At 55.9% G+C, this 26,970-nt stretch carries 22 protein-coding genes and 2 tRNA genes; 9 read left to right on the forward strand and 15 right to left on the reverse strand.

Annotated features, from left to right (window positions below):
- Positions 1 to 122 precede the first annotated feature (122 nt).
- The 9 genes from pgi to AACY26_RS18655 all read left to right on the forward strand — a co-directional run bounded on the left by pgi (position 123) and on the right by AACY26_RS18655 (position 12,647).
- A complete protein-coding gene (gene pgi, locus AACY26_RS18615) occupies positions 123 to 1,787 on the forward strand; it encodes a glucose-6-phosphate isomerase (RefSeq protein WP_339516221.1) in 1,665 nt (554 codons plus the stop codon).
- Positions 1,788 to 1,959: 172 nt separating this feature from the next.
- On the forward strand, positions 1,960 to 3,897 hold the full coding sequence (gene acs / locus AACY26_RS18620; protein WP_339516223.1) for an acetate--CoA ligase: 1,938 nt from the start codon (positions 1,960 to 1,962) through the stop codon (positions 3,895 to 3,897).
- 108 nt (positions 3,898 to 4,005) lie between these two features.
- Positions 4,006 to 4,878, forward strand: coding sequence for an oxygenase MpaB family protein (locus AACY26_RS18625; protein WP_339516225.1), 873 nt, complete (start codon positions 4,006 to 4,008; stop codon positions 4,876 to 4,878).
- 175 nt (positions 4,879 to 5,053) lie between these two features.
- Positions 5,054 to 6,235: an acetyl-CoA C-acetyltransferase gene (locus AACY26_RS18630; protein WP_339516227.1), complete on the forward strand. Its 1,182-nt coding sequence runs from the start codon at positions 5,054 to 5,056 to the stop codon at positions 6,233 to 6,235.
- Positions 6,236 to 6,327: 92 nt separating this feature from the next.
- On the forward strand, positions 6,328 to 7,344 hold the full coding sequence (locus AACY26_RS18635; protein WP_339516228.1) for a class I SAM-dependent rRNA methyltransferase: 1,017 nt from the start codon (positions 6,328 to 6,330) through the stop codon (positions 7,342 to 7,344).
- 100 nt (positions 7,345 to 7,444) lie between these two features.
- On the forward strand, positions 7,445 to 10,495 hold the full coding sequence (locus AACY26_RS18640; protein WP_339516229.1) for a DUF748 domain-containing protein: 3,051 nt from the start codon (positions 7,445 to 7,447) through the stop codon (positions 10,493 to 10,495).
- 11 nt (positions 10,496 to 10,506) lie between these two features.
- Positions 10,507 to 10,794, forward strand: a complete 288-nt coding sequence (locus AACY26_RS18645) for a DUF2845 domain-containing protein (protein WP_339516636.1) — start codon at positions 10,507 to 10,509, stop codon at positions 10,792 to 10,794.
- Positions 10,795 to 10,819: 25 nt separating this feature from the next.
- Entirely contained in the window at positions 10,820 to 11,125 is a 306-nt protein-coding gene (locus AACY26_RS18650) for a DUF2845 domain-containing protein (RefSeq protein WP_339516231.1), read from the forward strand.
- A gap of 58 nt (positions 11,126 to 11,183) precedes the next feature.
- Positions 11,184 to 12,647 (forward strand): rhomboid family intramembrane serine protease, encoded by a 1,464-nt coding sequence (locus AACY26_RS18655; protein WP_339516232.1) that lies wholly within the window; start codon positions 11,184 to 11,186, stop codon positions 12,645 to 12,647.
- Between the two features lie 51 nt (positions 12,648 to 12,698).
- On the opposite strand, the gene AACY26_RS18660 is transcribed toward AACY26_RS18655, so the two are convergent.
- The 15 genes from AACY26_RS18660 to glmM all read right to left on the reverse strand — a co-directional run bounded on the left by AACY26_RS18660 (position 12,699) and on the right by glmM (position 26,962).
- The gene (locus AACY26_RS18660) at positions 12,699 to 12,896 is read right to left on the reverse strand and encodes a CsbD family protein (RefSeq protein WP_339516233.1); all 198 of its coding nucleotides are present in this window, start codon (positions 12,894 to 12,896) and stop codon (positions 12,699 to 12,701) included.
- 122 nt (positions 12,897 to 13,018) lie between these two features.
- On the reverse strand, positions 13,019 to 13,387 hold the full coding sequence (locus AACY26_RS18665; RefSeq protein WP_339516234.1) for a BON domain-containing protein: 369 nt from the start codon (positions 13,385 to 13,387) through the stop codon (positions 13,019 to 13,021).
- A gap of 206 nt (positions 13,388 to 13,593) precedes the next feature.
- Complete coding sequence (locus AACY26_RS18670) at positions 13,594 to 15,012, reverse strand: tetratricopeptide repeat protein (protein WP_339516235.1); 1,419 nt, start codon at positions 15,010 to 15,012, stop codon at positions 13,594 to 13,596.
- A 245-nt stretch (positions 15,013 to 15,257) separates the two neighbouring features.
- Positions 15,258 to 17,363, reverse strand: coding sequence for a polyribonucleotide nucleotidyltransferase (pnp, locus tag AACY26_RS18675; RefSeq protein ID WP_339516236.1), 2,106 nt, complete (start codon positions 17,361 to 17,363; stop codon positions 15,258 to 15,260).
- A 235-nt stretch (positions 17,364 to 17,598) separates the two neighbouring features.
- Positions 17,599 to 17,868 (reverse strand): 30S ribosomal protein S15, encoded by a 270-nt coding sequence (gene rpsO, locus AACY26_RS18680; RefSeq protein WP_010487557.1) that lies wholly within the window; start codon positions 17,866 to 17,868, stop codon positions 17,599 to 17,601.
- 199 nt (positions 17,869 to 18,067) lie between these two features.
- A complete protein-coding gene (gene truB / locus AACY26_RS18685; protein WP_339516237.1) occupies positions 18,068 to 18,985 on the reverse strand; it encodes a tRNA pseudouridine(55) synthase TruB in 918 nt (305 codons plus the stop codon).
- Positions 18,986 to 18,989: 4 nt separating this feature from the next.
- Positions 18,990 to 19,391: a 30S ribosome-binding factor RbfA gene (rbfA, locus tag AACY26_RS18690; RefSeq protein ID WP_089360426.1), complete on the reverse strand. Its 402-nt coding sequence runs from the start codon at positions 19,389 to 19,391 to the stop codon at positions 18,990 to 18,992.
- 109 nt (positions 19,392 to 19,500) lie between these two features.
- Entirely contained in the window at positions 19,501 to 21,999 is a 2,499-nt protein-coding gene (infB, locus tag AACY26_RS18695; protein ID WP_339516238.1) for a translation initiation factor IF-2, read from the reverse strand.
- 25 nt (positions 22,000 to 22,024) lie between these two features.
- On the reverse strand, positions 22,025 to 23,506 hold the full coding sequence (nusA, locus tag AACY26_RS18700; protein WP_339516239.1) for a transcription termination factor NusA: 1,482 nt from the start codon (positions 23,504 to 23,506) through the stop codon (positions 22,025 to 22,027).
- Positions 23,507 to 23,553: 47 nt separating this feature from the next.
- Entirely contained in the window at positions 23,554 to 24,012 is a 459-nt protein-coding gene (gene rimP / locus AACY26_RS18705; protein WP_010487552.1) for a ribosome maturation factor RimP, read from the reverse strand.
- A 133-nt stretch (positions 24,013 to 24,145) separates the two neighbouring features.
- Positions 24,146 to 24,222: transfer RNA gene (locus AACY26_RS18710), tRNA-Met, on the reverse strand.
- Between the two features lie 98 nt (positions 24,223 to 24,320).
- A tRNA-Leu gene (locus AACY26_RS18715) sits at positions 24,321 to 24,406 on the reverse strand.
- Positions 24,407 to 24,416: 10 nt separating this feature from the next.
- Positions 24,417 to 24,800: a preprotein translocase subunit SecG gene (secG, locus tag AACY26_RS18720; protein WP_339516240.1), complete on the reverse strand. Its 384-nt coding sequence runs from the start codon at positions 24,798 to 24,800 to the stop codon at positions 24,417 to 24,419.
- Positions 24,801 to 24,804: 4 nt separating this feature from the next.
- Positions 24,805 to 25,560, reverse strand: a complete 756-nt coding sequence (gene tpiA / locus AACY26_RS18725; RefSeq protein WP_339516241.1) for a triose-phosphate isomerase — start codon at positions 25,558 to 25,560, stop codon at positions 24,805 to 24,807.
- A 64-nt stretch (positions 25,561 to 25,624) separates the two neighbouring features.
- A complete protein-coding gene (gene glmM, locus AACY26_RS18730; RefSeq protein ID WP_339516242.1) occupies positions 25,625 to 26,962 on the reverse strand; it encodes a phosphoglucosamine mutase in 1,338 nt (445 codons plus the stop codon).
- Positions 26,963 to 26,970: the final 8 nt, after the last annotated feature.

The raw sequence follows: 26,970 nt of genomic DNA on the forward strand, positions 1-26,970 counted from the left end.
AGGTCTGCACTCGCAGTAACGTAGCAATTTGCACTTGGCTTGGTTTAACGCAAAATGCGATGAACCTGTTACCGCCAACCCTGGACAAACCTATAACTCTTCATAAAAGGAAGCCCGCGCATATGCCGTATTATCAGCAGCCTCTCGATGTTACTGCCCAGCCCATTTGGCAAGCACTCCAGGCACATCGAACCAGCTTGCAGAACTTCAGCATGCGCGAAGCCTTCGCTAACGACCCGCAGCGTTTCGAGACTTTCAGCCTGAGCGGTTGCGGCCTGTTCCTCGACTATTCGAAGAACCTGATGACCGCCGAAACCCGCGACCTGTTGGTCAAGCTGGCGCGCGATGTTGATCTGCAAGCCGCAATAGATGCCATGTTCCGCGGTGAACACCTTAATGCCTCCGAAGGCCGCCCCGCCCTGCATACTGCCCTGCGCCGCCCAATAGGTGACAAGGTGCTTGTCGAGGGTGTTGATGTCATGCCGCAAGTCCAGCAGGTGCTCAACAAGATGACCGCCTTGGTCGGCAGCGTGCATGACGGTCTGTGGCGTGGTTACACCGACAAGCCAATCACCGACGTGGTCAATATCGGCATCGGCGGCTCCTTCCTCGGCCCGCAACTTGTCTCCGAAGCCTTGCTGCCCTTTGCCCAACGCGGCGTGCGTTGTCATTACCTGGCCAATATCGACGGCAGCTCATTTCACGACCTGGCCGCCAAGCTGCGCGCCGAGACCACGCTGTTTATCGTCTCGTCAAAATCGTTCAGCACCCTGGAAACCCTGAAGAACGCGCAGGCAGCGCGGGCCTGGTATCTGGCTCAGGGCGGCAGCGAGGCCGAGCTCTACCGCCACTTTATCGCGGTGTCGAGCAACACCTCGGCCGCTGTGGCCTTTGGTATTCGTGAAGAAAACATCTTCCCGATGTGGGATTGGGTGGGCGGCCGTTACTCGTTGTGGTCGGCGATTGGCTTGCCGATTGCGATGACCATCGGCATGTCCAACTTCAAGGAATTACTGTCCGGCGCCTACAGCATGGACCGCCACTTCCAGACCGCGCCGTTTGAACAGAACATGCCGGTGCTGATGGCGCTGCTCGGTGTCTGGTATGGCAACTTCTGGGGCGCTCAAAGCCAAGCGATCCTGCCGTACGACCACTATTTGCGCAACATCACCAAGCACTTGCAGCAGCTCGACATGGAATCCAACGGCAAGTCGGTGATGCAAGATGGCAGCCCGGTGAACTGCGCGACTGGCCCGGTGATCTGGGGCGGCGTCGGCTGTAATGGCCAGCATGCCTATCACCAGCTGCTGCACCAAGGCACCCAACTGATTCCTGCGGACTTTATCGTGCCGGTGGTCAGCTACAACCCTGTGGCTGACCATCACCAATGGCTGTACGCCAACTGTCTGTCGCAAAGCCAGGCGCTGATGCTCGGCAAGAGCTTTAGCGAAGCCCAGGCTGAACTGCGTAACCAAGGCATGGATGAGGCTAAGATTGCCGAACTGGCGCCGCACAAGGTGATTCCCGGTAATCGCCCCAGCAACACATTGGTGCTGGAACGCATAAGCCCACGTCGCCTGGGCGCGCTGGTTGCCTTGTATGAGCACAAAGTCTTCACCCAAAGCGTCATCTGGGGCATCAATGCCTTCGATCAGTGGGGTGTGGAATTGGGCAAGGAACTGGGCAAGGGGGTTTACTCACGCCTGACTGGCACCGAGCAAAATGGCGCTGAAGACGCCTCGACCCAAGGCTTGATCGATTTCTTCCGCGCACGTCATCGCGGCTGAAAACGCCTTGTATGTCCAGCAAAACCCCGGCAACTGCCGGGGTTTTGCTTAGCAGCGCAAGAATTCCAGGCCGACGCGACCACTTAGCGTGAAGCGCGGCCCCCATCGACAACCACAGGCCATGGAGTGCTAACCTAAAACAGTCGCGGATATAAAAATTAAGGAACCCGCCATGTTTGAGATCACTCGCCACCCTGTTGCCGATGATGTCCGCCAGCGTGCACACATCAACAACGACGACTACTTGCGCCTGTACCAGCAATCGATCGATGCGCCTGAAACCTTCTGGGCTGAGCAGGCCAAGACTTTCCTCGACTGGTTCGAACCCTGGCAAAGCGTGCACAAGGTCGACATGCGCAAGGGTCATGCAAGCTGGTTCAAGGGCGGCAAACTCAACGTCAGCTTCAACTGCATAGACCGCCACCTTGTCGAGCATGGCGAGCGAATTGCACTGATCTGGGAGGGCGACAACCCAGCAGAGTCGGCCAATATCACCTACAACAAACTGCACCATAATGTTTGCCGCCTGGCCAACGTGTTGAAAAGCCGCGGCGTGGAAAAAGGTGATCGGGTGTGTATCTACATGCCGATGATCCCTGAAGCTGCCTACGCCATGCTGGCCTGTACACGGATTGGCGCCGTGCACTCGGTGGTGTTTGGTGGCTTCAGCCCCGATGCCCTGCGCGACCGAATACTCGATGCAGACTGCCGCACTGTGATTACCGCTGACGAAGGCGTTCGCGGCGGGAAATATGTGCCGCTCAAGGCCAATGTCGACAAGGCGCTACAGAGCTGCCCGAACGTCTCGACGGTGGTTGTCGCCCAGCGCACTGAAGGCGATGTTCAATGGGTTAAAGGCCGCGACATCTGGTATCACGAGGCCATGCACGACGCGAGCCCGGACTGCCCGCCAGAGCCTATGGATGCTGAAGACCCATTATTCATCCTCTACACCTCCGGCAGCACGGGCAAGCCCAAAGGCGTGCTGCACACCACCGGCGGCTACTTGCTGCAGGCGGCGATGACCCACAACTATGTGTTTGATTATCACCCCGACGAAATTTACTGGTGCACAGCCGATGTTGGCTGGGTCACGGGCCACAGTTATATCGTTTACGGCCCGCTGGCCAATGCGGCAACCAGCCTGATATTTGAAGGCGTGCCGAACTACCCGGATGCTTCGCGGTTCTGGCAGGTGATCGACAAGCACCAGGTCAATATCTTCTACACCGCGCCAACAGCCCTGCGCGCCCTGATGCGTGAAGGTAACGAGCTGGTCAAAAGCACTTCGCGCAGCAGTTTGAGGCTGCTCGGTAGCGTCGGCGAGCCGATCAACCCGGAAGCCTGGGAATGGTATTTCAATGTGGTCGGTGACAAGCGCTGTCCGGTTGTGGATACATGGTGGCAGACCGAAACTGGCGCCATCATGATCACGCCGCTGCCCGGTGCCACTGACCTGAAGCCCGGCTCAGCCACTCGCCCGTTCTTTGGCGTGCAACCAGTGCTGCTTGATGAGCAAGGCAAGGAGATCGACGGCGCAGGCGCAGGTGTTCTGGCGATCAAGGCCAGCTGGCCAAGCCAGATCCGCAGTATCTATGGCGATCACCAGCGCATGATCGACACCTATTTCTCCGCCTATCCTGGCTACTACTTCAGCGGCGACGGCGCACGTCGTGACGAAGATGGCTATTACTGGATCACCGGACGGGTCGATGACGTGATTAATGTCTCCGGCCACCGCATTGGCACCGCAGAAATCGAAAGCGCACTGGTGCTGCATGACGCGGTCGCAGAAGCTGCAGTCGTCGGCTATCCGCATGACCTCAAGGGCCAGGGCATCTACGCCTTCGTCACGCCAATGAACGGGGTGGACGTCAGCGACGCCCTGCAACAGGAACTACTGGCGCTGGTCAGCAAGGAAATTGGTAGTTTTGCCAAACCGGAATTGATGCAATGGGCCCCCGGCTTGCCGAAAACCCGTTCGGGCAAAATCATGCGGCGGATCCTGCGCAAAATTGCCTGCAACGAACTCGATACCTTGGGCGATACATCAACCCTGGCGGATCCATCGGTCGTCGATGATCTGATCGATAAGCGCCTCAATCGTTAAGGCCCAGGCGCACGCCCCGTTACAACCTATAGCCGGGTTTTAACGGGGCCAAGCGCCATATTGCCAGCCTATCTTGTGGCCCAGGCGCATAAACCGCACACTTGCGCCATGGAATACATTCGCCGAAAAATAGAAAGTCAGGTTTTAGCACTCAGCGGTCTCGCGCTGGGGCAAATTGACTTTGAAAAGCCCAAAGGCGACCCCGGCCTATTTGGCCCCGAATCAATCAGCTGGCAAGTCCATGGCGACTTCACCAGCATGCTGGTCGGCGGTATCAGCGCCCTGTTATTGCAGGCGCTGCACCCGTTGGCACTGGCTGGGGTTTGGGATCATTCGAACTTTCGTGAAGACTTGCTCGGCCGCTTGCGGCGCACCGGGCTATTCATCTCCGGCACCACCTATGGCGCTAAAGCCGATGCAGACTGGTTGATCGAAAGGGTCAAAACCATCCACTTGCAAGTCACCGGCATTGCCCCCGATGGACGCCCTTATGCAGCCAGCGACCCAGAGCTTCTGACATGGGTTCACGTCGCGGAAGTCTATAGCTTTCTGCAGTCGCACCTGCGCTACCGCAACCCAGGGCTATCGGAGGCGGATCAGGATAAGTACTACCGCGAAGTCGCGCAGATTGCCGAGCGCCTGGGTGCAACCAGGGTCCCGCGCAGCCGGACCGAGATCGCCCAATACCTCGAAGCCATGCGACCGCAGTTACTATGCGATAAACGTTCGCTGGAGATTCTGCGAATCTTACTCAATGCTCCCGCGCCCAGCAGGCTGGCGGGGGTCGCCGCAAAGCTATTTATGCAAGGCGGCATCGACCTGCTGCCGGACTGGGCGCAGGGCATGCTTGGACAAACGGTCAGCCAGCGTCGCAGCCGTTGGATTCGCCTGCGCATCAACCGACTTGCGCCCCTGCTGCGCTGGGCCGTGCGCAACGGCTCAATCCATCGCGCGCGCCGCCGCTTGGGGCTTGTCAAATAAGCTGAAGGCTGGTCGCGACTCCAGCCGATGTGCCAACATATGGACCAGACGTACAACTGTAGAGCGGATGACGCACTTATCATCCGCCATTTGCACCTGCGAACACCCGGGTTAGTCGCGCAATTATGGTGGACAAGCTTAGCCTTGCCCGCCCTTTGAGGATGAGGACAGCACCATGCAAGAAGTCGTAATAGTCGCCGCCACACGTACCGCCATTGGTAGTTTTCAAGGTGCGCTGTCGAGCATTCCAGCGCCTGAGTTGGGCGCTGCCGTTATTCGCCGCCTGCTTGAACAAACCGGGCTGAATCCCGCTGAAGTCGATGAAGTCATCCTCGGCCAGGTGTTGACCGCAGCCTCGGGCCAAAACCCGGCTCGTCAGGCGTCGATCCTTGCAGGGCTGCCAAATGCAGTGCCGGCGCTGACTCTGAATAAGGTCTGCGGCTCCGGTCTAAAAGCCCTGCACTTGGGCGCGCAGGCAATACGCTGCGGTGACGCCGATGTGATTATTGCAGGCGGCATGGAAAATATGAGCCTGGCGCCATACGTTATGCCAGGCGCACGCACCGGCTTGCGCATGGGCCACGCGAAAATCATCGACAGCATGATTACCGACGGTCTTTGGGATGCGTTCAACGACTATCACATGGGCATCACCGCCGAGAACCTGGTCGAAAAATACGACATCAGCCGTGAGCAGCAGGATGCTTTCGCCGCCTCCTCACAGCAAAAAGCCGTGACGGCCGCTGAAGCCGGACGCTTTGACGCTGAAATCACCCCGATCATGATCCCGCAGCGCAAGGGCGATCCGATTGCCTTCGCCAAGGATGAAGGCCCACGCGCCGGGGTCACTGCAGAATCACTGGGCAAGCTCAAGCCGGCGTTCAAAAAGGACGGCACGGTCACGGCTGGCAATGCTTCGAGCCTCAACGATGGCGCTGCAGCAGTACTGCTTATGAGTGCAGACAAAGCCAAGGCGCTGGGCTTGCCTGTGCTGGCGCGCATCGCCAGCTATGCCAACGCTGGTGTAGATCCGGCGATCATGGGCATAGGCCCCGTTTCGGCCACCCGCCGCTGCCTGGAGAAAGCCAACTGGGCAATTGAGGATCTCGACCTTGTCGAAGCCAACGAGGCCTTTGCAGCACAAGCCTTGTCGGTTAATAAGGAGCTGGGCTGGGATGCGCAGAAGATCAACGTTAATGGTGGCGCCATTGCCCTCGGCCACCCGATTGGTGCATCCGGTTGCCGCGTGTTGGTGACCTTGCTGCACGAAATGATCAAGCGTGATGCCAAAAAAGGCTTGGCCACCCTGTGCATTGGTGGCGGCCAAGGTGTTGCCCTTGCCATTGAGCGCAATTAAGTAACGCCCTCCTCCTAAATGCCGGTGCTGTCGCTCAGCACCGGCATTTTTATTGATAAACTAGCTCACTTTCCCCTCTTGAGTCGTCGCGCATGTCCGCTCTCACATTGGCGCTGCGCGCCGCACTGGCAAACCGTAAACCGCTAATCGAGCAACTGCACGGCCAGGGCACGGATTGCTATCGCCTGTTCCACGGCAGCCAAGAAGGTGCTGGCGGCTTGACTATCGACCGTTATGGCCCGCAATTGTTGGCTCAGAGCTTTCATCAGAGCCTGACCACAGAAGCGCTTTTGCAACTTGCAGATCAATGCAATGCGTTTCTCGACCAACCCCTGCTGCTGGTCTACAACGACCGCTCAAAAGGTAACTCACGGATAGACCGCCAGGACCCGGTGTATAAGGCGCAAGACGCAGCACTAGAGGATCTGATCGGTCATGAATGGGGCCTTAACTATAGGGTCCGCGGACGCCACGCCGGGCAAGATCCGCTGCTGTTCCTCGATCTGCGCAACGCGCGCGGCTGGGTCAAGCAGCACAGCGCGGGTAAAAGCGTCCTCAACCTCTTCGCCTACACCTGTGGCGTCGGTTTGGCCGCAGCCGCTGGCGGCGCTAGCGCGGTGACAAATCTCGATTTCGCAGAAGGCAACCTGGCCGTTGGCCGCGAAAATGGTGCGCTCAACCCGCAGTTACTGCCCATGCAGTTTATTCAATCGGATTATTTCCCGGCTATCCGTCAGCTCGCCGGTTTGCCTATTGCCCAGCGCCGCGGACAAAAACTACCCAGTTATCCACGACTCGCCCCGCAGCAATTCGACTTGGTCTTGCTTGATCCACCCGCCTGGGCGAAAAGCGCATTCGGCACAGTCGATCTGCTGCGCGATTACCAAAGCCTGCTAAAGCCTGCGATCTTGGCCACTGCAGACGACGGCGTTTTGATCTGCTGTAACAACCTGGCCAAAGTGGCGATTAGCGACTGGCGCGAGCAAGTTCTGCGTTGTGCAAATAAACTGGGACGCCCTGTACGTGACTGGCAGCTAATCAGCCCCGCAGCTGACTTTCCGTCAAATGATGGCCAACCACCACTGAAAACCCTGATTTTGCAGTTTTAAGGGAAGCGCATCACCGAGCAATCTCACACTGACTTCATTGAACCCATTCAAGCGTGCCATACTCAAAAGCATTTCTTGTCGGGATAGATGACGCTTAGCTATGTACAAAGGACTGAAATACACCGCTGGCACCCTTATCTTTGGCCTCGGCCTGTATGCCCTGCTGGGCTTTTTGATCATTCCGGGCGTCGGCCTGCGCGTGATCAATCAGCAGCTGGCGCAGTACGCCACCCAACCGGCCAAGCTTGAACGCATGCAGCTCAACCCCTTCAGCCTGGAGCTGAAACTCTGGGGCATGAGCATTGGTGCCGGTGAAACCAAACACATTGCCTTTGAGCGCCTGTATGCCAATGTCGAGACCGATAGCGCCTGGACCAAAGCGCTGCACTTGGCAGACATTGAACTGGTGAAAGCCCACAGCGAAATTCTTTTCGACAAGCAGGGCGGGCTGAACTTGACGCAATTGTTCAAGCTTCCAGAAAGCCCAGAGCCTGAAGTTGAAGCGCCGCCTAGCGATCCGTTCCCCGTGCGTATCGACAAAATTAAGCTGGTTGATGGCTACCTGCACTTCCAGGATCTGCGCCCAAGCGAGCCGATCAATTTCGTATACGACGCGCTGAACCTTGAGCTGAACAACCTCAGCACCCTGCCCGATGACAACGCCGCAATGACCCTCGCGGCCACTGGTCCACACCGTGGCCGCATCGACTGGACCGGAAAAGTCAGCCTGGTGCCCATCACTTCGACTGGCAGTATCAAGATCACCGACGCACAGATGCAAGGCTTCTGGCCCTATGTGCGCGATGCCGTACCCCTGGATCTTGAAAAAGGCGTGCTCAGCCTGTCGAGCGACTACAAGCTGGACCTGTCCAAAAGTACGGAACTGAAACTCAGCAAGATCAAGCTAAAAGTATCGCCCTTCGCCATCAAGGCGCCGGACGGCCGTCCCCTGGTCAACCTTGAAAACCTGGAAGTCAGCGATACAACCCTCGACTTGGCAAAACAGGAAGTTGTAGTCGGCAAGATTCGCAGCCAGAAACTCGAAACCTGGGCCAGTCGCGAAGCCGATGGCGAACTCGATTGGCAAAAACTCTTTGCCAGCCAACCCGAGCCCAAGAAGGCCCCGGAAAAACCAGCAGCTGCGCCAACCGCCAAACCCTCTGATGCGGCATCAAGCGAGGCGCAAGAACCACAAGCCGTGGCCGAAGCACCAGCCGCTGACGCGCCTGCAGCCAATGACAAAGCCAGCAAAGACGAGCCGGTTGCAGTCACTCCAGAAAGCCAACCAGCAACAAAAGCAGCCGCCACCCCTGAAGCCAGCAAACCATGGGTTGTGCTGCTCAAGGACGTGCAATTGCGCGACTATCAGGTGCATCTGGCCGACAAGGTGCCTGAAAAAGACCTGGCCCTTGAGCTTGGCCCGCTCAATCTGGATATCAAAAACTTCAACAGCCAGGGCACCACGCCGTTCGATATCAAGCTTGATACCGGCATAGGCAAGCAAGGCAAGCTCCAGGCAGAAGGTAAGGTTCAGCTGACGCCAACCACCGCCAACCTGAACGTCACCACCAGCAATATCGACCTGCGCGTGGCGCAAGCCTATATGGACCCATTTGTGCGCCTGGAACTGCGTAGCGGTATTCTTGGCAGCCAGCTTAATGTAGCGCTGACCAGCACCGACCCCTTGCAGCTGAGCGTTACCGGTAACGCCCAAGTGACCCAGTTGCACACCCTCGACACCATCAAACAGCGCGACTTTGTACGCTGGAAGACCCTTGACCTTGCCGGTGTGAAGTATCAGCACGGCGACAGCCTGAGCATCGACAAAGTCAGCCTGGACAACCCTTACGCGCGCTTTTTGATCAACGAAGACCTGACCACCAATGTCAGTGAACTGGTGATCCCGCAGCCTGCTGACCCCAATGCCAAAGCCGAGCCGGCAGGCAAGCCGCTGGGTATCCATATTGGCGCAATCAATATTGCCGATGGCTCAGCCAACTTTGCCGACTTTAGCCTGACGCCCAACTTCGCCACCGCGATCCAGCAGCTCAACGGCCAGATAGGCACTATCGATAGCCGGGCGCCAAAACCTGCAAAAATCAATATTGCCGGTAAAGTCGACAAATACGCACCCGTTAGCATCAAAGGCAGTCTGAATCCTTTTGATCCGCTGGCCAGCCTCGATATCGCGACCCAGTTCAAGCGCGTCGAACTCACTACTCTTACGCCCTACTCCGGCAAGTTTGCCGGTTATCGCATCCGCAAAGGCCGGCTCAACCTGGACCTGCATTACAAGATTAATAACGGCAAGCTCAATGCCGAAAACAGCGTGGTCGTAGAGCAACTGCAGCTGGGTGAAAAAGTCGACAGCCCAAGCGCTGTGGATCTGCCGATCAAGCTGGCAGTGGCACTGCTCAAAGACAGCGATGGCAAGATCTCCCTGGCGCTGCCGGTGCAGGGCGATCTCAACAACCCGCAGTTCAGTGTGATGCCCATCGTTTGGCAGACCCTGCGCAACCTGGTGGTTCGCGCAGCAACAGCGCCCTTCAAGTTCATTGGCGGCTTGGTTTCCGGCGGCAGTGATGTTGACCTGAGCAATGTGCAGTTTGCCGCAGGCAGCAGCGAACTCGATAAGTCCGCGCAAAGCTCGCTAGACACCTTGATCAAGGCCCTCGGCGAACGTCCGGCCTTGCGCCTGGAAGTAGAAGGCATGAGCGCGCAAACCGCTGACGGCTCGTTGCTTGCCGAACAGCGCCTGCAGCGTGAATATCAATCGACCTACTACAAAATGCTCCAGCGGCGCGGCGATACTGTGCCTGCCGATCCCGACGAGCTTGAGGTGCCAGAAGACATCAAGGGCCCCATGCTCGAAGGTATTTACCGCGCGCGCCTGAAAAAGCAGCCACCCGCGCAGTGGGCCGAACTGGATGACGAACAGCGCACCAAGATGCTCAGCGACGCAGTTGTAGCGCAATGGAGCACCAGCGAATTGTTACTGCGTAAACTGGCGCAAGAGCGGGCGGCAAGCATCAAGGATTACCTGGCCCAAAACGGCTTGAGTGATGAGCGTATCTATCTGCTTGATGTCAGCTTGGGCAGCGCCGAGGCTGACGGCCGTGTAGCCACACCACTGCAACTGGGTAGCGAATGACTGAAAAGTTGATGCCAGGTTTTGTCCTGTTGGCGCTTGCACTCAGCGCGGGTGTCGTCCATGCCGATGACACCATGCGCTGTGGCAGCCAACTGATTAGCACCGGGGACCGCGCATTCGAGGTCGAAGACAAGTGCGGTCCACCGGCGTTTCGTGATGTCATCGGCTACACACTGGGCCCGTATGAGCGCCGCGAGATGAAAATCGAGGAATGGGTCTACGGCCCTAGTAACGGCGTCAACAGCATCCTCACATTCGAAGGCAGCCGCCTGCTGCGTATTGAACGCAAGCGCCAGTAATCGAGCCCAAGCCCACCTCTTAGGAATGCACGTGAAGCATCTTTTGGCAGCCTTTGTAGTCTTCAGTTGCAGCAGCCTGGCCTTGGCTGACAGCCTGCGCTGCGGCAGTGCCTTGGTCACCACTGATGACACGAGCAGTGAAGTCTTCGATAAGTGCGGCGAACCTGTCAGCCGCGACTTTCTCGGCTATAAACAAATCGTCGACTCATTCGGCTACACCAACGAAGTGGCCATTGAGGAATGGGCCTATGGGCCGCGAAGTGGCATGTATCATTTCATTCGTTTTGAGGGCAACCGCTTAAAACGAGTCACCAGTAAACGCGGTAACTGACAGCATAAACAGCGGGTGCTAGGCTCCAAGCCAAAATGCCATCACGGATCGATTTCTGATGTTAATTCTCCCCGCCGAGCACCCGCTGGACTGGAAAAAACCTCCAGTCATGACCTTGCTGCTTATCGCCCTTAATGTGCTGATTTACTTCGGCTACCAAGGTGGCGACAGTGCTCGCGAAGCTAAAGCGGTCGACAGCTACCTGCAAGCAGGCTTGCTGAGCCGTGAGCGTCCACTCTTTGTTGAATCATTCAGTGCCCGGCACGAGCTGAGCGCGAGTGAAACCAAACAACTCGAGCGCGTGCGCCGTAGCCAGATGACGCGCATGGTGCTCTATGACCTGCAGTTTGAGAACTCGATTCACAACAACCCAGACTATTTGGCCGACAGCAATTGGCAAGCCCAGCGCAGCAAGGTTGAGCAGCTGCGTGACCAAATCAGCAGCATGCGATTTGGTTTTATTCCAGCACGCTTTAGCCTTGAAGGCCTATTCGGTGCCATGTTCCTGCACGGCAGCTTTTCTCACCTTGCGGGCAATATGCTGTTTCTATTTATCTTCGGCTTTGCCCTTGAGATAGCCCTTGGTCGCTGGCTCTATCTCGGCCTGTACCTGACTTGCGGCGTTGCCTCTCATCTGCTCTGGTGGATCATGGACCCGGCGTGGGTCACTGGCGTTGGCGCCTCCGGAGCGATCTCCGGCTTAATGGGTATGTATCTGGCGGTCTACGGCCTGCGCAGGATCAACTTTTTCTACTGGCTGGGGCCATTGTTCGGTTATTTTCGAGCGCCCGCACTGTGGATTCTACCGGTGTGGATGGGCAAGGAGCTCTATGGACTGCTCATGGCCAACGACAACACCAACTACTACGCACACCTGGGCGGGCTGGGCGCGGGCTTTCTGGCAATTTATCTGAGCCAGCTGGGCGGTAAATTAAGGGTCGATCAAGACTACTTGAACAAAACCGATCCAGATGCGCAATTCAAACGTGAACTGGCCAGCCTCGACAAGCTCATTGCCGGCTTTGAACTGGAGCGCGCCAGCGTCCGGGGCCTGACCCTTGTTGAGCAATACCCGAACCGCCCCCAATTGCTGGAAAAGCTGTATGCACTGGCACTTAATCGCCAGGATAAAGCCTTGCTCAGCGCCGTGCTCAAGCAGGTTTTCAAGCTACCAGACTCACCGCAGAGCTTGGGGCTGTTCAAGCGGATGGTGGCTGAGAGCAATGGCGCGCAACAGCACTTGCTCAGGCACCCAAGCGTGCAACTGCATCTATTGCAGCGACTCCTTCGTGTGGATCAAGGCGCTAGCGCACTTGGTGCCTGGCGTTTGCTCAGCCAAGCCAAGCAACGCCCACCAATGCTGCCAGCGATGACCCTGCAGCTGGCAAAACAACTTGGGCGTCAACAAGACCTCAAGGCACTGGCCGAAGTCTCGCAGTTTCTTAATCGTGTCTATCCCGATGCCGAACAAACAATGCAAGTGCACATCTACCGGCAGCACCTGAACAATCAACCGAGCTGAAACGACAAAGGCCCAAGGTGGTTAACCCTGGGCCTTTGTCGTTAGACTGATTTACAGCTTTTCGCTGAAATCACGCAACTCTTGCTGAGCTTTTTCCTTGCTCCAGCCATAACGCTCTTGCAGCTTCCCTGCGAGATATTCGCTGTGACCTTCAGCTACGTCCATATCATCGTCTGTCAGGTTGCCCCAACGCTCTTTGATGCGGCCATTGAGCTGCTTCCACTTACCTTTGATTACGTCAGAATTCATGGTGTGCTCCTGTTCGAGACCGCTGAAAAACGGCTGCATTCCTTGCTGCTTCAGAGGTCTCTAAAATGCGTACATTAACTAGCGTTGAAGCCGCCAAGTGCTATTGCACCTGGCAAACTGAATTACTCAGCTGTTTTCAGGCCATCAGCGGAAACGTCTTTGACGCCGTTGATTTCCTTGGTCTTAGCCACTGCCAGGTCACGCTCAGCATCGCTGGCTACGACGCCGGACAGCGACACAACACCTTTGTTGGTCTCAACCTTGATGTCCAAGGCGCTGAGGCTGTCGTCAGCCAGGAAGGTCGACTTCACTTTGCTGGTGATCCAAGTATCGGTAACCACTTCACCCGCTTGGTCCATGGTGTCATTGGCGGCCAGCATTGTTGGCTGCATGGCGCTTGAGGTATCGGCAAATGCGGTACCCGCCAGCGGCAAGCTCAGGGCGGTCGCGGTGATAGCGGCAATGGCGAACTTATTAATTGGCGTTTTCATGGGTATCGCTCCTGTACATTTTGATTATTCTGCATGCCAGATCCTAGCTGCAGTCTCACCAGTACTATTGCAGGCCCTGTGCCAACTTTTAAAACTCGAATAAATACTTATAAATCAACAACTTACACACATCATTGATTTTCGGTTTTCGTGCAATGCGCATGTTCGTTCAAATTTTACCGGGCATATTGCACGATATATTCGGATCAACCCGGCATGCTCGATAATTTGGCCAGGGTCGCCTCCAGATTGGTCACCTCGGCGAGCAGTGGTGACTGTGGATATCGCAGGCGAACGAACTGCAGCAATTTCTGTGCTTGCTCAACCTGCCCAAGCCCCTCGGCAAAAATACGTGCCGCCAGCAGATAAGCCCGCGGAATCTGCGGGTAGTCAGGTGCGCGTTGATGCAGGTTCCGCAGCAGGCTCAGGGCCTCACGATTTTTGTGGCGCACCGCCAAGGCCTCGGCAATGCGCTCACAAACCAAAGGATCATCAGGCAGGTAATCAGCCTTGAACCGACGAGCATTGAGCAAAGCTGTAGCAGCCAGCGCCGGGTTAAGACGCGCAGCCAGCGGCATATAGTGCTGAAGGTGGCGCAAGCAGCGCTCGCCTGAATTGAGATTAAAAAGCAGTTGATGAAAACGCTCATTGAGCTTGAGATCGTCAGGATGCTTCTCAAGTGCCGCGGTCAGCGTTTCAAGAGCATTATCACTCTGCCCTTCTTTCAAGCGAATCTCGGTTTCAGCCAGCGCCTTGCGCCGCAAGTATTCCTCTGCCGGAAATCCTTGCTGGCTGTCCTCATCGACAATCACGTAACCCAGTGCGCCTTGGTACTGGAACACGACATAGCCCATCATCGCGCACATCACCACGCCGAAATAGGCGAAGGCAAATGCCATCACCGGCAGCAAGATCACCCGTGGCAAGCCATGAGACAACATATAAGCGACCCAGCCCGGCGACTGCCAGAGAATAAACAGGAATGCGCAAAGAATCAGGTAGCGCCAGCCCATCGCGGTGATGACCTGCCCAATCTGTTCCGGGCTCAATGCCGAGGACAAGTCTTTATCCAGCGCCAAACGGATGATGCTCGCAGGCATGACCAGCAACAGGCCGATGTTTACACACCAATAGATCGCTTCACTGTTGAAGTCCGCCGCGAGCCACAAGATCGCAAAAGCGATCAAAAATACCGCCAACTGCTTGAAAAACAGGCTGAAGCCTTCTCCAGTAAAGGCACTGGTCAAACTCGGCGCAGCCTTTACCGCAAGGCTGTTGGCCTCAATCACACTGTGAAAATACTTGGTGGCGATGCTGAACAGAATCACCCATAAAATAATCGAGCGCGGCATAAAGATGCTGGCAACAGCCAACAGCGCGGCAAATGCCAGCGGCCCGGGCTGCAAGGCATAGAGGAAAAATGTTGGCAAGCGCTGCCAAAACGGCTGCGCAGTATTCGCCGCCCCCAGAAACTCCAGCTGGTTGCTGCACATGGGACAACGCGGCGCGTCATCCGGTGCATCCATATTCAACGGTATACAACAATCACCGTAACTCCGCTCGCACGAGCGACACAGCCAGGTCGAAGGCTGTTCGGGGTGATAACGGCAAGCGGTCTTGTCCATAAGTGATATTCCTGAGTGCTCAATATGCCTTCCACAGAGATAGCCTAATGCCAGCGGGCATTATCTGCACCTGGAAAACACCAGAGCCATGCAGCGCATCACGCTCACTACCATCGTAGCGACCTAAGCAACTCAATGGGCGATGAGAAAAACGCTATCCAAACGATTGAAGTGAACCGGGACTGGCACGCGCGCAAAAAAAAGGGCCCGCAAAGGCCCTTTTCTAGACTACAGACAGCTCGCGATTAAACGCCCGATGCCTTGGCAGCGGCAACGTCTTTGATCGACAGCTTGATACGGCCGCGGTTGTCCACGTCCAGTACCAGTACTTCAACTTCCTGACCTTCTTTAAGAATGTCGGTGACCTTCTCAACGCGAGCATCGCTCAACATCGAGATGTGCACCAGACCGTCTTTGCCCGGCAGGATGTTTACGAAGGCGCCGAAGTCAACAATACGCTCAACCTTACCGACATAGATCTTGCCGATTTCAGCTTCTGCGGTGATGCCCAGAACGCGCTGCTTAGCCGCTTCTGCTGCTTCTTTGGTTTCGCCGAAGATCTTGATCGAACCGTCGTCTTCGATATCGATCGACGCTTTGGTTTCTTCACAGATCGCACGAATGGTCGCGCCGCCTTTACCGATCACATCACGGATCTTGTCCTGATCGATCTTCATCGCAATCATGGTTGGGGCGTTAGCCGACAACTCTGTACGCGACTGGGCGATAACCTGGTTCATCTGGCCGAGAATGTTCAGGCGCGCTTCAAGGGCTTGGCCCAGGGCGATTTCCATGATTTCTTCGGTGATGCCCTGGATCTTGATGTCCATCTGCAGTGCGGTAACACCTTTATCGGTACCCGCTACCTTGAAGTCCATGTCGCCAAGGTGGTCTTCGTCACCCAGGATGTCGGTCAGAACTGCGAATTTCTCGCCTTCCTTAACCAGACCCATGGCGATACCGGCAACCGGAGCCTTCATCGGTACACCGGCGTCCATCAGCGCCAGGGAGGCGCCACAGACCGAAGCCATGGAGCTGGAACCGTTAGATTCAGTGATTTCCGATACCACACGAATGGTGTACGGGAATTCATCGGCATTTGGCAACATGGCGGCAACGGAACGACGCGCCAGACGGCCGTGACCGATTTCGCGACGACCAGTTGCGCCCATGCGGCCACACTCACCAACCGAATACGGTGGGAAGTTGTAGTGCAGCATGAACGGGTCTTTACGCTCGCCTTCAAGGGTGTCGAGCAGCTGGGCATCACGGGCGGTACCCAGAGTTGCAACAACCAGCGCCTGGGTTTCGCCACGGGTGAACAACGCCGAACCGTGGGTCTTGTCCAGAACACCCACTTCGATGTTCAGGCCACGCACAGTGCGGGTATCACGGCCGTCGATACGCGGCTTACCGTTAACGATATTCTCGCGCACGGTGCGGTATTCAATCTCACCGAAGATGTCTTTGACTTCGCCGGCAGTCGGCTGGTCTTCTTCACCAGAGAACTTGGCAACGACTTCATTGCGCAGCTCGCCCAGGCGCGCATAGCGCTCGTGCTTAACGGTGATGGTGTAAGCCTGAGAGATAGCATCGCCAAATTCGCCACGAATAGCGTTGAGCAGTGCAGTGTTCTCAGCTTTTGGCTGCCAGTCCCAAGTTGGCTTGGCGGCTTCTGCGGCCAGTTCGGCAACAGCGTTGATAACAACCTGGAACTCATCGTGGGCAAAGAGCACAGCGCCCAGCATCTGGTCTTCGGTCAGCTCTTTGGCTTCCGACTCAACCATCAGTACGGCGTCTTTGGTACCAGCTACAACCATGTCCAGGCTCGAAGCCTTGAGCTGCTCGTAGTTAGGGTTCAACAGGTAGCCGGTTTCCGGGTGGAAAGCCACGCGAGCGGCACCGATTGGGCCATTGAACGGGATGCCCGAAATAGCCAAAGCAGCCGAAGTACCGATCATCGCAGCGATGTCCGGATCAGTCTTCTTGCTGGTGGAGATAACGGTGCAGATTACCTGCACTTCGTTCTGGAAGCCTTCTGGAAACAGCGGGCGGATCGGACGGTCGATCAGGCGCGAGGTCAGGGTTTCTTTCTCGGAAGGACGCGCTTCACGCTTGAAGAAACCACCAGGGATTTTACCTGCGGCGTAGGTTTTTTCCTGGTAATGCACAGACAGCGGGAAAAAGCCTTTGCTCGGGTCAGCGGTCTTGGCGCCAGTTACAGCAACCAAAACGGCAACGTCGTCATCAACGGTGACCAGCACAGCGCCGGAAGCTTGACGGGCGATACGGCCTGTCTCGAGGGTTACGGTCGATTGACCGAATTGAAACTTCTTGATTACCGGGTTCACGGTGTTTTCCTTCTCTATATTGCCTTGGGGGAAACCTGAAGGGGCTGCGAAAAGCGACGGCGTCAGACACGCTCATGGGGCTTTGCGAAACCACCTGAATGTTGCGTAAAACAATTCGTGGGCAGCTGCGGGAGTCGGCCCGTGACTGTCCAAAATGCATGTAGCTGAAACACAAAAGCTGGAAGTGGGGTAAACCCACTTCCAGCTTCAGCATTCAGCTACGCGCAAGCATCGCTTAGCGACGCAGACCCAGGCGACCGATCAGGGCGCTGTAACGGCTAACATCTTTACCCTTCAGGTAATCCAGCAGCTTACGACGCTGGTTAACCATACGGATCAGACCACGACGCGAGTGGTGATCTTTACCGTTGGCCTTGAAGTGGCCTTGCAGCTTGTTGATGTTGGCAGACAGCAGTGCAACTTGCACTTCTGGGCTACCAGTATCAGTTTCAGCTTGCTTGTAGTCGTTTACGATTTGGGCTTTTTCTTCAACGCTGAGTGCCATGTTGGCTTCCTCTCATTCAAGCAACCGCAGGGCGGTCGCAATAGGCTGGGAACTGCTTCCCATGTTTTAAAGTGAGGAGTGACCGTGCCTATTAACAGCCATCCTCGGTGTGAGAGCCCCTTATAGCTAAGCAGCTCTCAAATTCTGTCTCAAACTTAGATCACTAAATTCTCTGGCCGCGCATTCTACTACGGTTTGTTCACTCAGAGCGAATCAACCGACGTGGTGCAATACGGCCATCTTCACTGACTTCGCCAATACCGATAAAGCGACCGTTGTGATCCTGCACCCGAACCATGCCGAACTTGGGTGCATCCGGTGCGCGCACCGCTTGGCCCTGTAACCAGTAGAACGAGCTGTGCTCGGAAAACTGCAACAACGGCCAGTGTTCCAGACCGCTATCGACGGGCTGCAGGAAGCGATCAACAGCTTCGTTACCACCCTCCGCATGCACCGCTTCAAGTTCTTCCAATGTGACGGTCTGGGTCAGACTGAACGGACCAGCCTTGGTTCTGCGCAATTCGGCAACGTGGGCGCCACAGCCCAGCAGATGACCGATGTCTTCAACCAGCGTGCGGATGTAAGTGCCCTTGGTGCAATCTACGGCAAGACGCGCAACTTCTGCCTCGCAGGACAACAGCTCCAAGTGGGAAATTGTCACGGCACGGGGTTCACGCTCGACGACTTCACCGGCACGGGCCAGCTTGTACAGCGGTTGACCGTCACGCTTCAACGCCGAATACATCGGCGGAATCTGCTTTATATCACCGCGAAATTGCGGCAATACAGCTTCGATATCAGCGCTTTGGACATTAACCGGCTTACGCTCGATCACTTCACCCTCGGCATCTGCCGTGGTGGTGGTGACACCCAGCTGCATCAGGGTTTCATAGCCCTTGTCAGCATCGAGCAAATACTGCGAAAACTTGGTCGCCTCACCAAAGCACAACGGCAATACGCCCGTCGCCAATGGATCGAGGCTGCCGGTGTGTCCGGCTTTCTCAGCATTGAGCAACCAGCGCACTTTTTGCAGGGCCGCGTTGGAGCTGAAGCCCTTTGGCTTATCCAGCAGGATGATGCCGTTAACCTTGCGACGAATACGCTTTACCTGAGCCACGTACTTACTCCTTGGCGTCAGTTGCTTCGTCGTCGTGCTGACGATCTTCAGTCACCGCGCGCTCAATCAACGCCGACAACTGGGCACCACGAATAACGCTTTCGTCATAGTGGAAACGCAGGTTTGGCACGCTACGCAACTTCATCGCCTTGCCTAACTGCATACGCAGGAAGCCGCTGGCATCGTTGAGCACCTTGACGCTCTGACGAATGCTCTCGGCATCAATCTCGGCGCCCATCACAGTAACAAATACCTTGGCGTGACTAGCGTCGCGGCTCACCTCGACTGCGGTCACAGTTACCAAGCCACTGACGCGGGGATCTTTGACTTCGCGAAGAATTAACTGCGCCAGCTCACGCTGCATCTGGTCGCCGATACGCTGGGCACGGCTGTATTCTTTTGCCATTTTTACTACCTAATTACCCGCCTGAAGCCACACAAGCATCAGACTCAAAAGCGGCAAACGCCCGGCCGTGCGTAAGCAGGGCCGGGCGTTGCATGTTGCAGCAGGCGCCTTACAGGCTGCGAGCCACCTGGACTTTCTCGTACACTTCGATCTTGTCGCCGACCTTGACGTCGTTGTAGCTCTTGACGCCAATACCGCACTCCATGCCGTTACGCACTTCAGCCATATCGTCTTTGAAGCGACGCAGCGACTCGAGTTCGCCTTCGTAGATCACCACGTCGTCGCGCAGTACACGGATTGGACGGTTACGGTAGACAACACCTTCAATAACCATACAACCGGCAATGGCGCCGAACTTAGGCGAACGGAACACGTCACGCACTTCGGCAGTACCGAGGATATTCTCGCGAACATCACTGCCAAGCATGCCGGTCAGGGCCTTCTTGACGTCTTCGATGATGTCGTAGATCACGTTGTAATAACGCATATCCAGCGACTCTTGCTCGACGATCTTGCGCGCACCGGCATCGGCACGAACGTTGAAGCCAAACAGTACCGCGTTGGAAGCCAGCGCCAAGTTAGCATCGCTCTCGGTGATACCACCGACGCCGCCGCCAACTACACGCACCTGAACTTCGTCGTTACCCAGGCCGCTAAGCGAACCTTGCAACGCTTCCAACGAACCACGAACGTCAGACTTGAGGACGATGTTAAGCGTCTTCTTCTCTTCCTGGCCCATGTTCTCGAAGATGTTTTCCAGCTTGCCTGCGTGAGCACGCGCCAGTTTCACTTCGCGGAACTTGCCTTGACGGAACAGAGCCACTTCACGGGCTTTCTTCTCGTCAGCAACAACCGTCATGTCATCGCCAGCTTCAGGCGTACCGTCGAGGCCGAGGATTTCAACCGGAATCGAAGGACCTGCTTCTTTGATCGATTTGCCGTTCTCGTCGATCATGGCGCGGATGCGGCCGTAGTTCGAACCAACCAGAACCATGTCGCCCTGACGCAGCGTACCGTCCTGAACCAACACAGTTGCAACTGGACCGCGACCTTTATCAAGGCGCGATTCAACCACTACACCGCGACCTGGAGCCGACGGAGTTGCCTTGAGTTCCAACAGTTCAGCTTGCAGCAATACCGCTTCAAGCAGCTCATCGACACCAGTACCTTCTTTGGCCGAAACCGGGACGAATTGAGTGTTACCACCCCACTCTTCCGGCACAACTTCACGGCCAGCGAGGTCGTTCTTGATGCGATCAAGATCAGCGCCTTGCTTGTCGATTTTGTTGACAGCTACAACCAATGGAACGCCAGCAGCTTTCGCGTGCTGAACAGCTTCCTCGGTCTGCGGCATTACGCCGTCGTCGGCAGCAACAACCAGAATCACGATATCGGTCGCCTTGGCACCACGAGCACGCATTTGGGTAAATGCAGCGTGACCCGGAGTATCGAGGAAGGTCACCATGCCGCGATCGGTTTCTACGTGGTAGGCACCGATGTGCTGGGTGATACCGCCTGCCTCGCCAGAAGCAACCTTGGCACGACGAATGTAGTCGAGCAGCGATGTCTTACCATGGTCAACGTGGCCCATTACGGTCACAACCGGTGCACGAGCGATAGACTCACCGTCGTACTTCAACGATGCAGCCAATTGCTCTTCAAGTGCGTTATCGCTGACCAGCTTGACCTTGTGGCCCAGCTCTTCGGCGATCAACTGGGCAGTTTCCTGGTCCAGTACCTGGTTGATGGTCACCGGGGTACCCATCTTGAACATGAACTTGATGACTTCAGCGGCTTTAACCGACATCTGTGCAGCGAGTTCGCCAACAGTGATGGTTTCGCCGATGGCAACATCACGAACAACCGGGCCCATCGGGCTCTGGAAACCGTGCTGATTGCGTTTTTTCAGCTTCGACTTGCCACGACCACCACGACGGTGACCATCGCTCTCTTCGTCAACTGTGCGAGGCGCAACGCGTGGAGCCGGTGCTTTCTCTTTAACAGCTGGACGATGGGAGCCGGCCTTACGCTCGGTACGACGATCATCGTCATTGCGCGTTTTGTCAGGACGACGAGGTTCGTCTTTCTTGCGCTCCTCAACCACTGGAACGTCAACCGGCATCGGCGTCGCAACAGGCGCAGGCACTTCAGCAGCAGCCGACGCTGGCGCCTCAGCAACTGGTGTTGCCGCAGGAGCATTCTTAGCTTCTTCGGCAGCTTTACGCTTGGCTTCCTCTTCAGCCTTCAGGCGAGCGGCTTCAGCTGCAGCACGCTGCTCTTCGAGCTCACGCTGCTTCTCAGCTTCGATCTCTTCAGCGCTGCGCTTAACGAAGGTTTTCTTCTTGCGCACTTCAACACTGATAGTTTTGCTGCCAGCAACACGTAGCGTGCTGGTGGTTTTGCGTTGCAGAGTAATCTTGCGCGGCTCTTCAGCCTTTTTATCGCCATGACTACTCTTGAGATGAGCAAGCAATGCTTGCTTCTCGTTATCGGTGACAACTTGCTCGGCACTGCTGTGCGGCAATCCCGCCTCACGCATCTGCTGCAGCAGGCGCTCTACCGGTGTGTCGACCACTTGGGCCAGTTCTTTCACCGTGACTTGCGTCATGCACTTCTCTCCTCAGGCCGTAAAACTACTCGAACCAATGGGCTCGGGCGGCCATGATCAGCTTGCCGGCACGATCTGCGTCGATGCCGTCGATGTCGAGCAGGTCGTCAATCGACTGCTCGGCCAGGTCTTCGCGGGTAACCACACCGCGTACTGCCAGTTCCTGTGCCAGGCCTTTTTCCATACCCTCAAGTGAGAGCAGGTCTTCGGCTGGCTGGGCGTCTGCCAGTTTTTCTTCTGTAGCGATGGCGCGAGTCAGCAGGCGGTCTTTAGCCCGCGAACGCAGCTCATTGACGATTTCTTCATCAAAACCGTCGATGCTGAGCATCTCTTCCATCGGTACATAGGCGATTTCTTCCAGGCTGGTGAAACCTTCTTCAACCAGCACCTGCGCCAACTCTTCATCAACTTCCAACTCGTCGATGAAACGCTGCAGAATATCGCCAGTCTCTGCCTGTTGTTTCTCTTGGATATCCGCCTCGGTCATCACGTTGAGCGTCCAGCCAGTCAACTGACTAGCCAAACGCACGTTCTGACCGCCACGCCCAATTGCTTGAGCGAGGTTGTCTTCGCCTACGGCGATGTCCATGGCATGGGCATCTTCGTCGACGATGATTGCAGCGACTTCGGCAGGAGACATCGCATTGATAACGAACTGCGCAGGATTGTCATCCCACAGCACGATGTCGACACGTTCACCAACCAATTCACCAGAGACCGCCTGAACGCGTGAACCGCGCATACCAATACAGGCACCCTGTGGATCAATACGCTTGTCTTTCGAGCGGACTGCAATCTTGGCGCGCGAACCCGGATCACGGGATGCAGCCATTACTTCAATCAACCCTTCAGCGATTTCTGGCACTTCAATGCGGAACAACTCGATCAGCATTTCCGGCGCAGTACGCGAAAGGATCAACTGGGGACCACGATTCTCGGTGCGAATTTCCTTGAGCAGTGCACGCAGGCGCGCACCCACACGGAACGTCTCACGCGAGATAATATCTTCGCGAGCCAACAGCGCCTCAGCGTTGTTACCCAGGTCGACAATCACGTTGTCGCGGGTCACTTTCTTGACCGTACCCGAAACGATCTCGCCCAAACGCTCGCGATACGCTTCAACTACTTGAGCGCGCTCTGCTTCGCGAACCTTTTGCACGATGACTTGTTTTGCAGTCTGTGCAGCGATACGACCGAATTCAATCGACTCAATCTTTTCTTCAAGCACGTCACCGACTTTAGCGTCGGATTTCATTGCTTGCTCCATATCTGGAGTCAGTTGATGCGCTGGATCATCCAGCTCTGCATCTTCAACAACGGTCCAACGACGAAAAGTCTCATAGTTACCGGTGTGGCGATCAATCGCTACACGCAAGTCGACTTCGTCTTCGAATCGCTTTTTGGTCGCCGTGGCCAAAGCCAACTCCAGCGCTTCAAAAATCACACTGGCCGGTACACCTTTTTCGTTGGATACCGACTCAACAACCAGCAATACTTCTTTGCTCATCGTACGCCTCGCCTTTCGCAATCCATTGGATCCGCGGGATCCGCGTCTCAATCAAACCTAGGGATAATGTTGGCCTTGTCGATCATATCGATCGGCAAAAGGAATTCATGATCATCAACCTGCACCACGACATCCTGCTCTTCAATACCGCGCAGAAGGCCTTGAAAGTTACGGCGCCCTTCGAAAGGCGAACGCAGCTTGATTTTTACTTGTTCACCCGTGAATGCTGCAAATTGCTCCAAGGTGAAAAGTGGTCGATCCATACCTGGAGATGAAACTTCCAAGGTATATTCAGCCGTGATCGGATCTTCTACATCCAAAACACCACTGACCTGCCGACTTACTTTCTCGCAGTCTTCGACGAGAACACCATCGGCATGATCAATATAAATTCTTAGCAGCGAATGCCGCCCCTGAGACAGAAACTCAATGCCCCAGCACTGATAGCCGAGTTCCTCGACTATCGGGGCCAGCAAGTCCTGCAACTGTTCTAGCTTGCTCGACACTCGAACCCCTCGCGCATGCTGTGCAAATAAAAAATGGGCGAAACGCCCATCCATTTAGCTTACCTCTTCGCAAGGTAAGTAAAGCTGTCTCTCAGCTAGCAAAAAGCCCCTTGGAAAGGGGCTCAGCTACTACTGGTTGCGGGAGCTGGATTTGAACCAACGACCTTCGGGTTATGAGCCCGACGAGCTACCAGACTGCTCCATCCCGCGTCAAAGCTGGGGGCCGGATTATACGGCCGAACCCTGCTACGGGTCAACCAGAGCCCCATCGACAAGAAAGCCCGCATGTAGCGGGCTTGCTTGAAAATTGGTACCGAGAAGGGGACTCGAACCCCTACACCCTATGGGCACAACCACCTCAAGGTTGCGTGTCTACCAATTCCACCACCTCGGCAAATTACGTTTTACTGCTGCTCTGGAGCTTGAGGTACATCAGCGGCCTTATCGACTGCTTGTGGCTCTTCGAGCACCGGCACATCTTCAACTGCCGGTTTGGTCTGAGGTGTTTCCAAGACTGCCGGATCTGGCAAACCTACTTGAGACAACACTTCAGCTTTTTCATTAGCTAAGTAGCCTAAGCCCAAGCTAGTTATGAAAAAAGCGGTGGCGAGTATAGCAGTAACTTTACTCAAAAAGGTAGAGGAACCTTGGCTACCGAATACAGTAGCTGAAGCACCCGAACCAAAAGATGCACCCGCATCGGCACCCTTGCCCTGCTGCAACAAAACCAGCACGACAACGCCAATAGCGCCCAACAGATGAAGTACTACTATGACTGTTTCCAGCATTTTCTCAGTTTCCCGCGGCGCGACATATCGCACCGAATTCATCCGCATTCAGAGAGGCTCCACCTACAAGCCCCCCATCGATATCTGGCATACCGAATAACTCGGCTGCATTGGCGGCCTTGACACTGCCGCCATATAAAATTCTTACGCCGCGTGCCACTTCAGCATTTTCTGCTGAGAGCTGTGCGCGTATTGCCGCGTGTACGCTCTGCGCTTCATCCGGTGTAGCCGTCAAGCCGGTGCCAATTGCCCAAACAGGCTCATAAGCGATCACAGCCTGGGCAAAAACCCCAACCCCCAGCGACTCAATAACACTATCAAGCTGGCGACTGACCACTTCCAACGTCTTGCCTGCCTCACGCTGCTCGCGGGTTTCACCCACACACAGAATCGGCGTCAAGCCACATGACTGAGCTGCTGCAAATTTGCGTGCCACGGCCTCATCCGACTCACCTAGCAGCAAACGCCGCTCAGAGTGCCCAACCAGGACCATCTTGCAACCCGCATCATGCAACTGACTGGCAGCCACTTCACCTGTCAGCGCACCTTGCAATGGCTCGTACGCGCAGTTCTGCGCCCCTACAACCATCGACTTACCAGCCAAACCATCAACAACCTGGCTGACGTACAAGCAAGGCGGAAACACTGCGACATCTACGCCAGTCGACAACGCCAACTGACGAAGACCCTTGATCAGCTCTGCGACGCTGGCGCGGGTACCGTGCATTTTCCAGTTACCAGCTACCATGGGGCGACGCATGCAATACCTCGTCGATCAAAGAGGGCGCAGATGATACCCAGCGCGGTCGTGACTGGCAAGCTGTTCAACCACATACTTGTGCAACAATTTTAGCTAATTCATCGGCATAGCCGCGAACCTGGTCTTCATCCTCACCCTCGACCATGACCCGAACCAGCGGTTCTGTGCCTGATTTGCGCAACAAAACGCGCCCGCGACCAGCCATTTTTTCGGTCACGCGTGCGCAGGCATCTTTAACCAAGGGATCCTGCAATGGATCCACACCGCCCTTGAAACGCACATTAATCAATACTTGCGGACATTTGCGCATGCCTTGGCGAACTTGCGCCAGTGGCTGCCCACGGCGACGCACGGCGAGCAATACCTGCAAGGCAGCGATAATGGCGTCCCCGGTAGAGGTGTGCTGGAAGCAAACGATGTGACCCGAGTTTTCACCACCGAGCACCCAGTCGCGCTCAAGCAGTTCGGCAATCACATAGCGATCGCCTACATTAGCCCGCTCAAAAGGAATGTTCAGCTCGGCGCAAGCCAGCTCAAGCCCCAGGTTGCTCATCAGCGTACCGACCAAGCCACCCTGTAGCTTGCCGCGCTCCTGCAGGTCACGGGCGATGATAAACAGCAGCTCGTCACCATCAACCAGGGCGCCAGTATGATCAACCATCAACACGCGATCAGCATCACCGTCGAAGGCAATGCCCAGATCAGCTTCACGAGCTACCACTTCTGCCTGCAGCGCTGAAATATGGGTTGAGCCGCAGTCATGATTGATGTTCAAGCCATTCGGCTCAGCAGAAAGCGTGACCACTTCCGCACCCAACTCACGAAACACACTCGGTGCAACCTTGTAGGCCGCACCATGGGCGCAGTCGAGCACCACTTTGAGCCCCGCAAAACTGGTACTGGTAGGCACGCTGCTTTTGCAGAACTCGATGTAGCGCCCTGCTGCATCATTGATTCGCGACACCTTGCCCAACTTGGCGGACTCAACCACGGTCATTGGCGTATCCAGCAAATCCTCGATCAACCGCTCGACTTCGTCCGGCAGCTTGGTGCCCTGCCCCGAGAAAAACTTGATGCCGTTATCGTCATGCGGATTGTGCGATGCGCTGATTACGATACCCGCATCGGCATGAAATGTACGTGTCAGGTAAGCAATAGCCGGGGTTGGCATTGGCCCGAGCAACATTACGTCAGCCCCGGCAGCGGACAAACCCGCCTCCAGTGCCGACTCAAACATGTAACCAGAGATACGCGTGTCTTTACCGATCAGGATGCGACACGCCCCCTGCTTGCGAAAGGCCATGCCTGCAGCCCAGCCAAGCTTGAGCATAAAGTCCGGAGTAATGGGGTAATCACCCACACGGCCACGAATACCGTCGGTGCCAAAATATTTACGCGCCATAAATCGTC

Origin of the sequence: Pseudomonas sp. RL_15y_Pfl2_60, from assembly GCF_963970595.1 — a bacterium.
Lineage (GTDB): Bacteria > Pseudomonadota > Gammaproteobacteria > Pseudomonadales > Pseudomonadaceae > Aquipseudomonas.

Excerpts from the sequence above, each read along its gene's own strand:
- tpiA (WP_339516241.1), bottom strand. The coding sequence starts at position 25,560 with ATGCGTCGCCCCATGGTAGCTGGTAACTGGAAAATGCACGGTACCCGC.
- infB (WP_339516238.1), bottom strand. The coding sequence starts at position 21,999 with ATGACGCAAGTCACGGTGAAAGAACTGGCCCAAGTGGTCGACACACCG.
- secG (WP_339516240.1), bottom strand. The coding sequence starts at position 24,800 with ATGCTGGAAACAGTCATAGTAGTACTTCATCTGTTGGGCGCTATTGGC.
- AACY26_RS18625 (WP_339516225.1), top strand. The coding sequence starts at position 4,006 with ATGGAATACATTCGCCGAAAAATAGAAAGTCAGGTTTTAGCACTCAGC.
- AACY26_RS18670 (WP_339516235.1), bottom strand. The coding sequence starts at position 15,012 with ATGGACAAGACCGCTTGCCGTTATCACCCCGAACAGCCTTCGACCTGG.
- AACY26_RS18640 (WP_339516229.1), top strand. The coding sequence starts at position 7,445 with ATGTACAAAGGACTGAAATACACCGCTGGCACCCTTATCTTTGGCCTC.
- AACY26_RS18630 (WP_339516227.1), top strand. The coding sequence starts at position 5,054 with ATGCAAGAAGTCGTAATAGTCGCCGCCACACGTACCGCCATTGGTAGT.
- nusA (WP_339516239.1), bottom strand. The coding sequence starts at position 23,506 with ATGAGCAAAGAAGTATTGCTGGTTGTTGAGTCGGTATCCAACGAAAAA.
- rpsO (WP_010487557.1), bottom strand. The coding sequence starts at position 17,868 with ATGGCACTCAGCGTTGAAGAAAAAGCCCAAATCGTAAACGACTACAAG.
- rbfA (WP_089360426.1), bottom strand. The coding sequence starts at position 19,391 with ATGGCAAAAGAATACAGCCGTGCCCAGCGTATCGGCGACCAGATGCAG.
- AACY26_RS18635 (WP_339516228.1), top strand. The coding sequence starts at position 6,328 with ATGTCCGCTCTCACATTGGCGCTGCGCGCCGCACTGGCAAACCGTAAA.
- AACY26_RS18645 (WP_339516636.1), top strand. The coding sequence starts at position 10,507 with ATGCCAGGTTTTGTCCTGTTGGCGCTTGCACTCAGCGCGGGTGTCGTC.
- AACY26_RS18660 (WP_339516233.1), bottom strand. The coding sequence starts at position 12,896 with ATGAATTCTGACGTAATCAAAGGTAAGTGGAAGCAGCTCAATGGCCGC.
- glmM (WP_339516242.1), bottom strand. The coding sequence starts at position 26,962 with ATGGCGCGTAAATATTTTGGCACCGACGGTATTCGTGGCCGTGTGGGT.
- AACY26_RS18655 (WP_339516232.1), top strand. The coding sequence starts at position 11,184 with ATGTTAATTCTCCCCGCCGAGCACCCGCTGGACTGGAAAAAACCTCCA.
- AACY26_RS18665 (WP_339516234.1), bottom strand. The coding sequence starts at position 13,387 with ATGAAAACGCCAATTAATAAGTTCGCCATTGCCGCTATCACCGCGACC.
- acs (WP_339516223.1), top strand. The coding sequence starts at position 1,960 with ATGTTTGAGATCACTCGCCACCCTGTTGCCGATGATGTCCGCCAGCGT.
- pgi (WP_339516221.1), top strand. The coding sequence starts at position 123 with ATGCCGTATTATCAGCAGCCTCTCGATGTTACTGCCCAGCCCATTTGG.
- AACY26_RS18650 (WP_339516231.1), top strand. The coding sequence starts at position 10,820 with ATGCACGTGAAGCATCTTTTGGCAGCCTTTGTAGTCTTCAGTTGCAGC.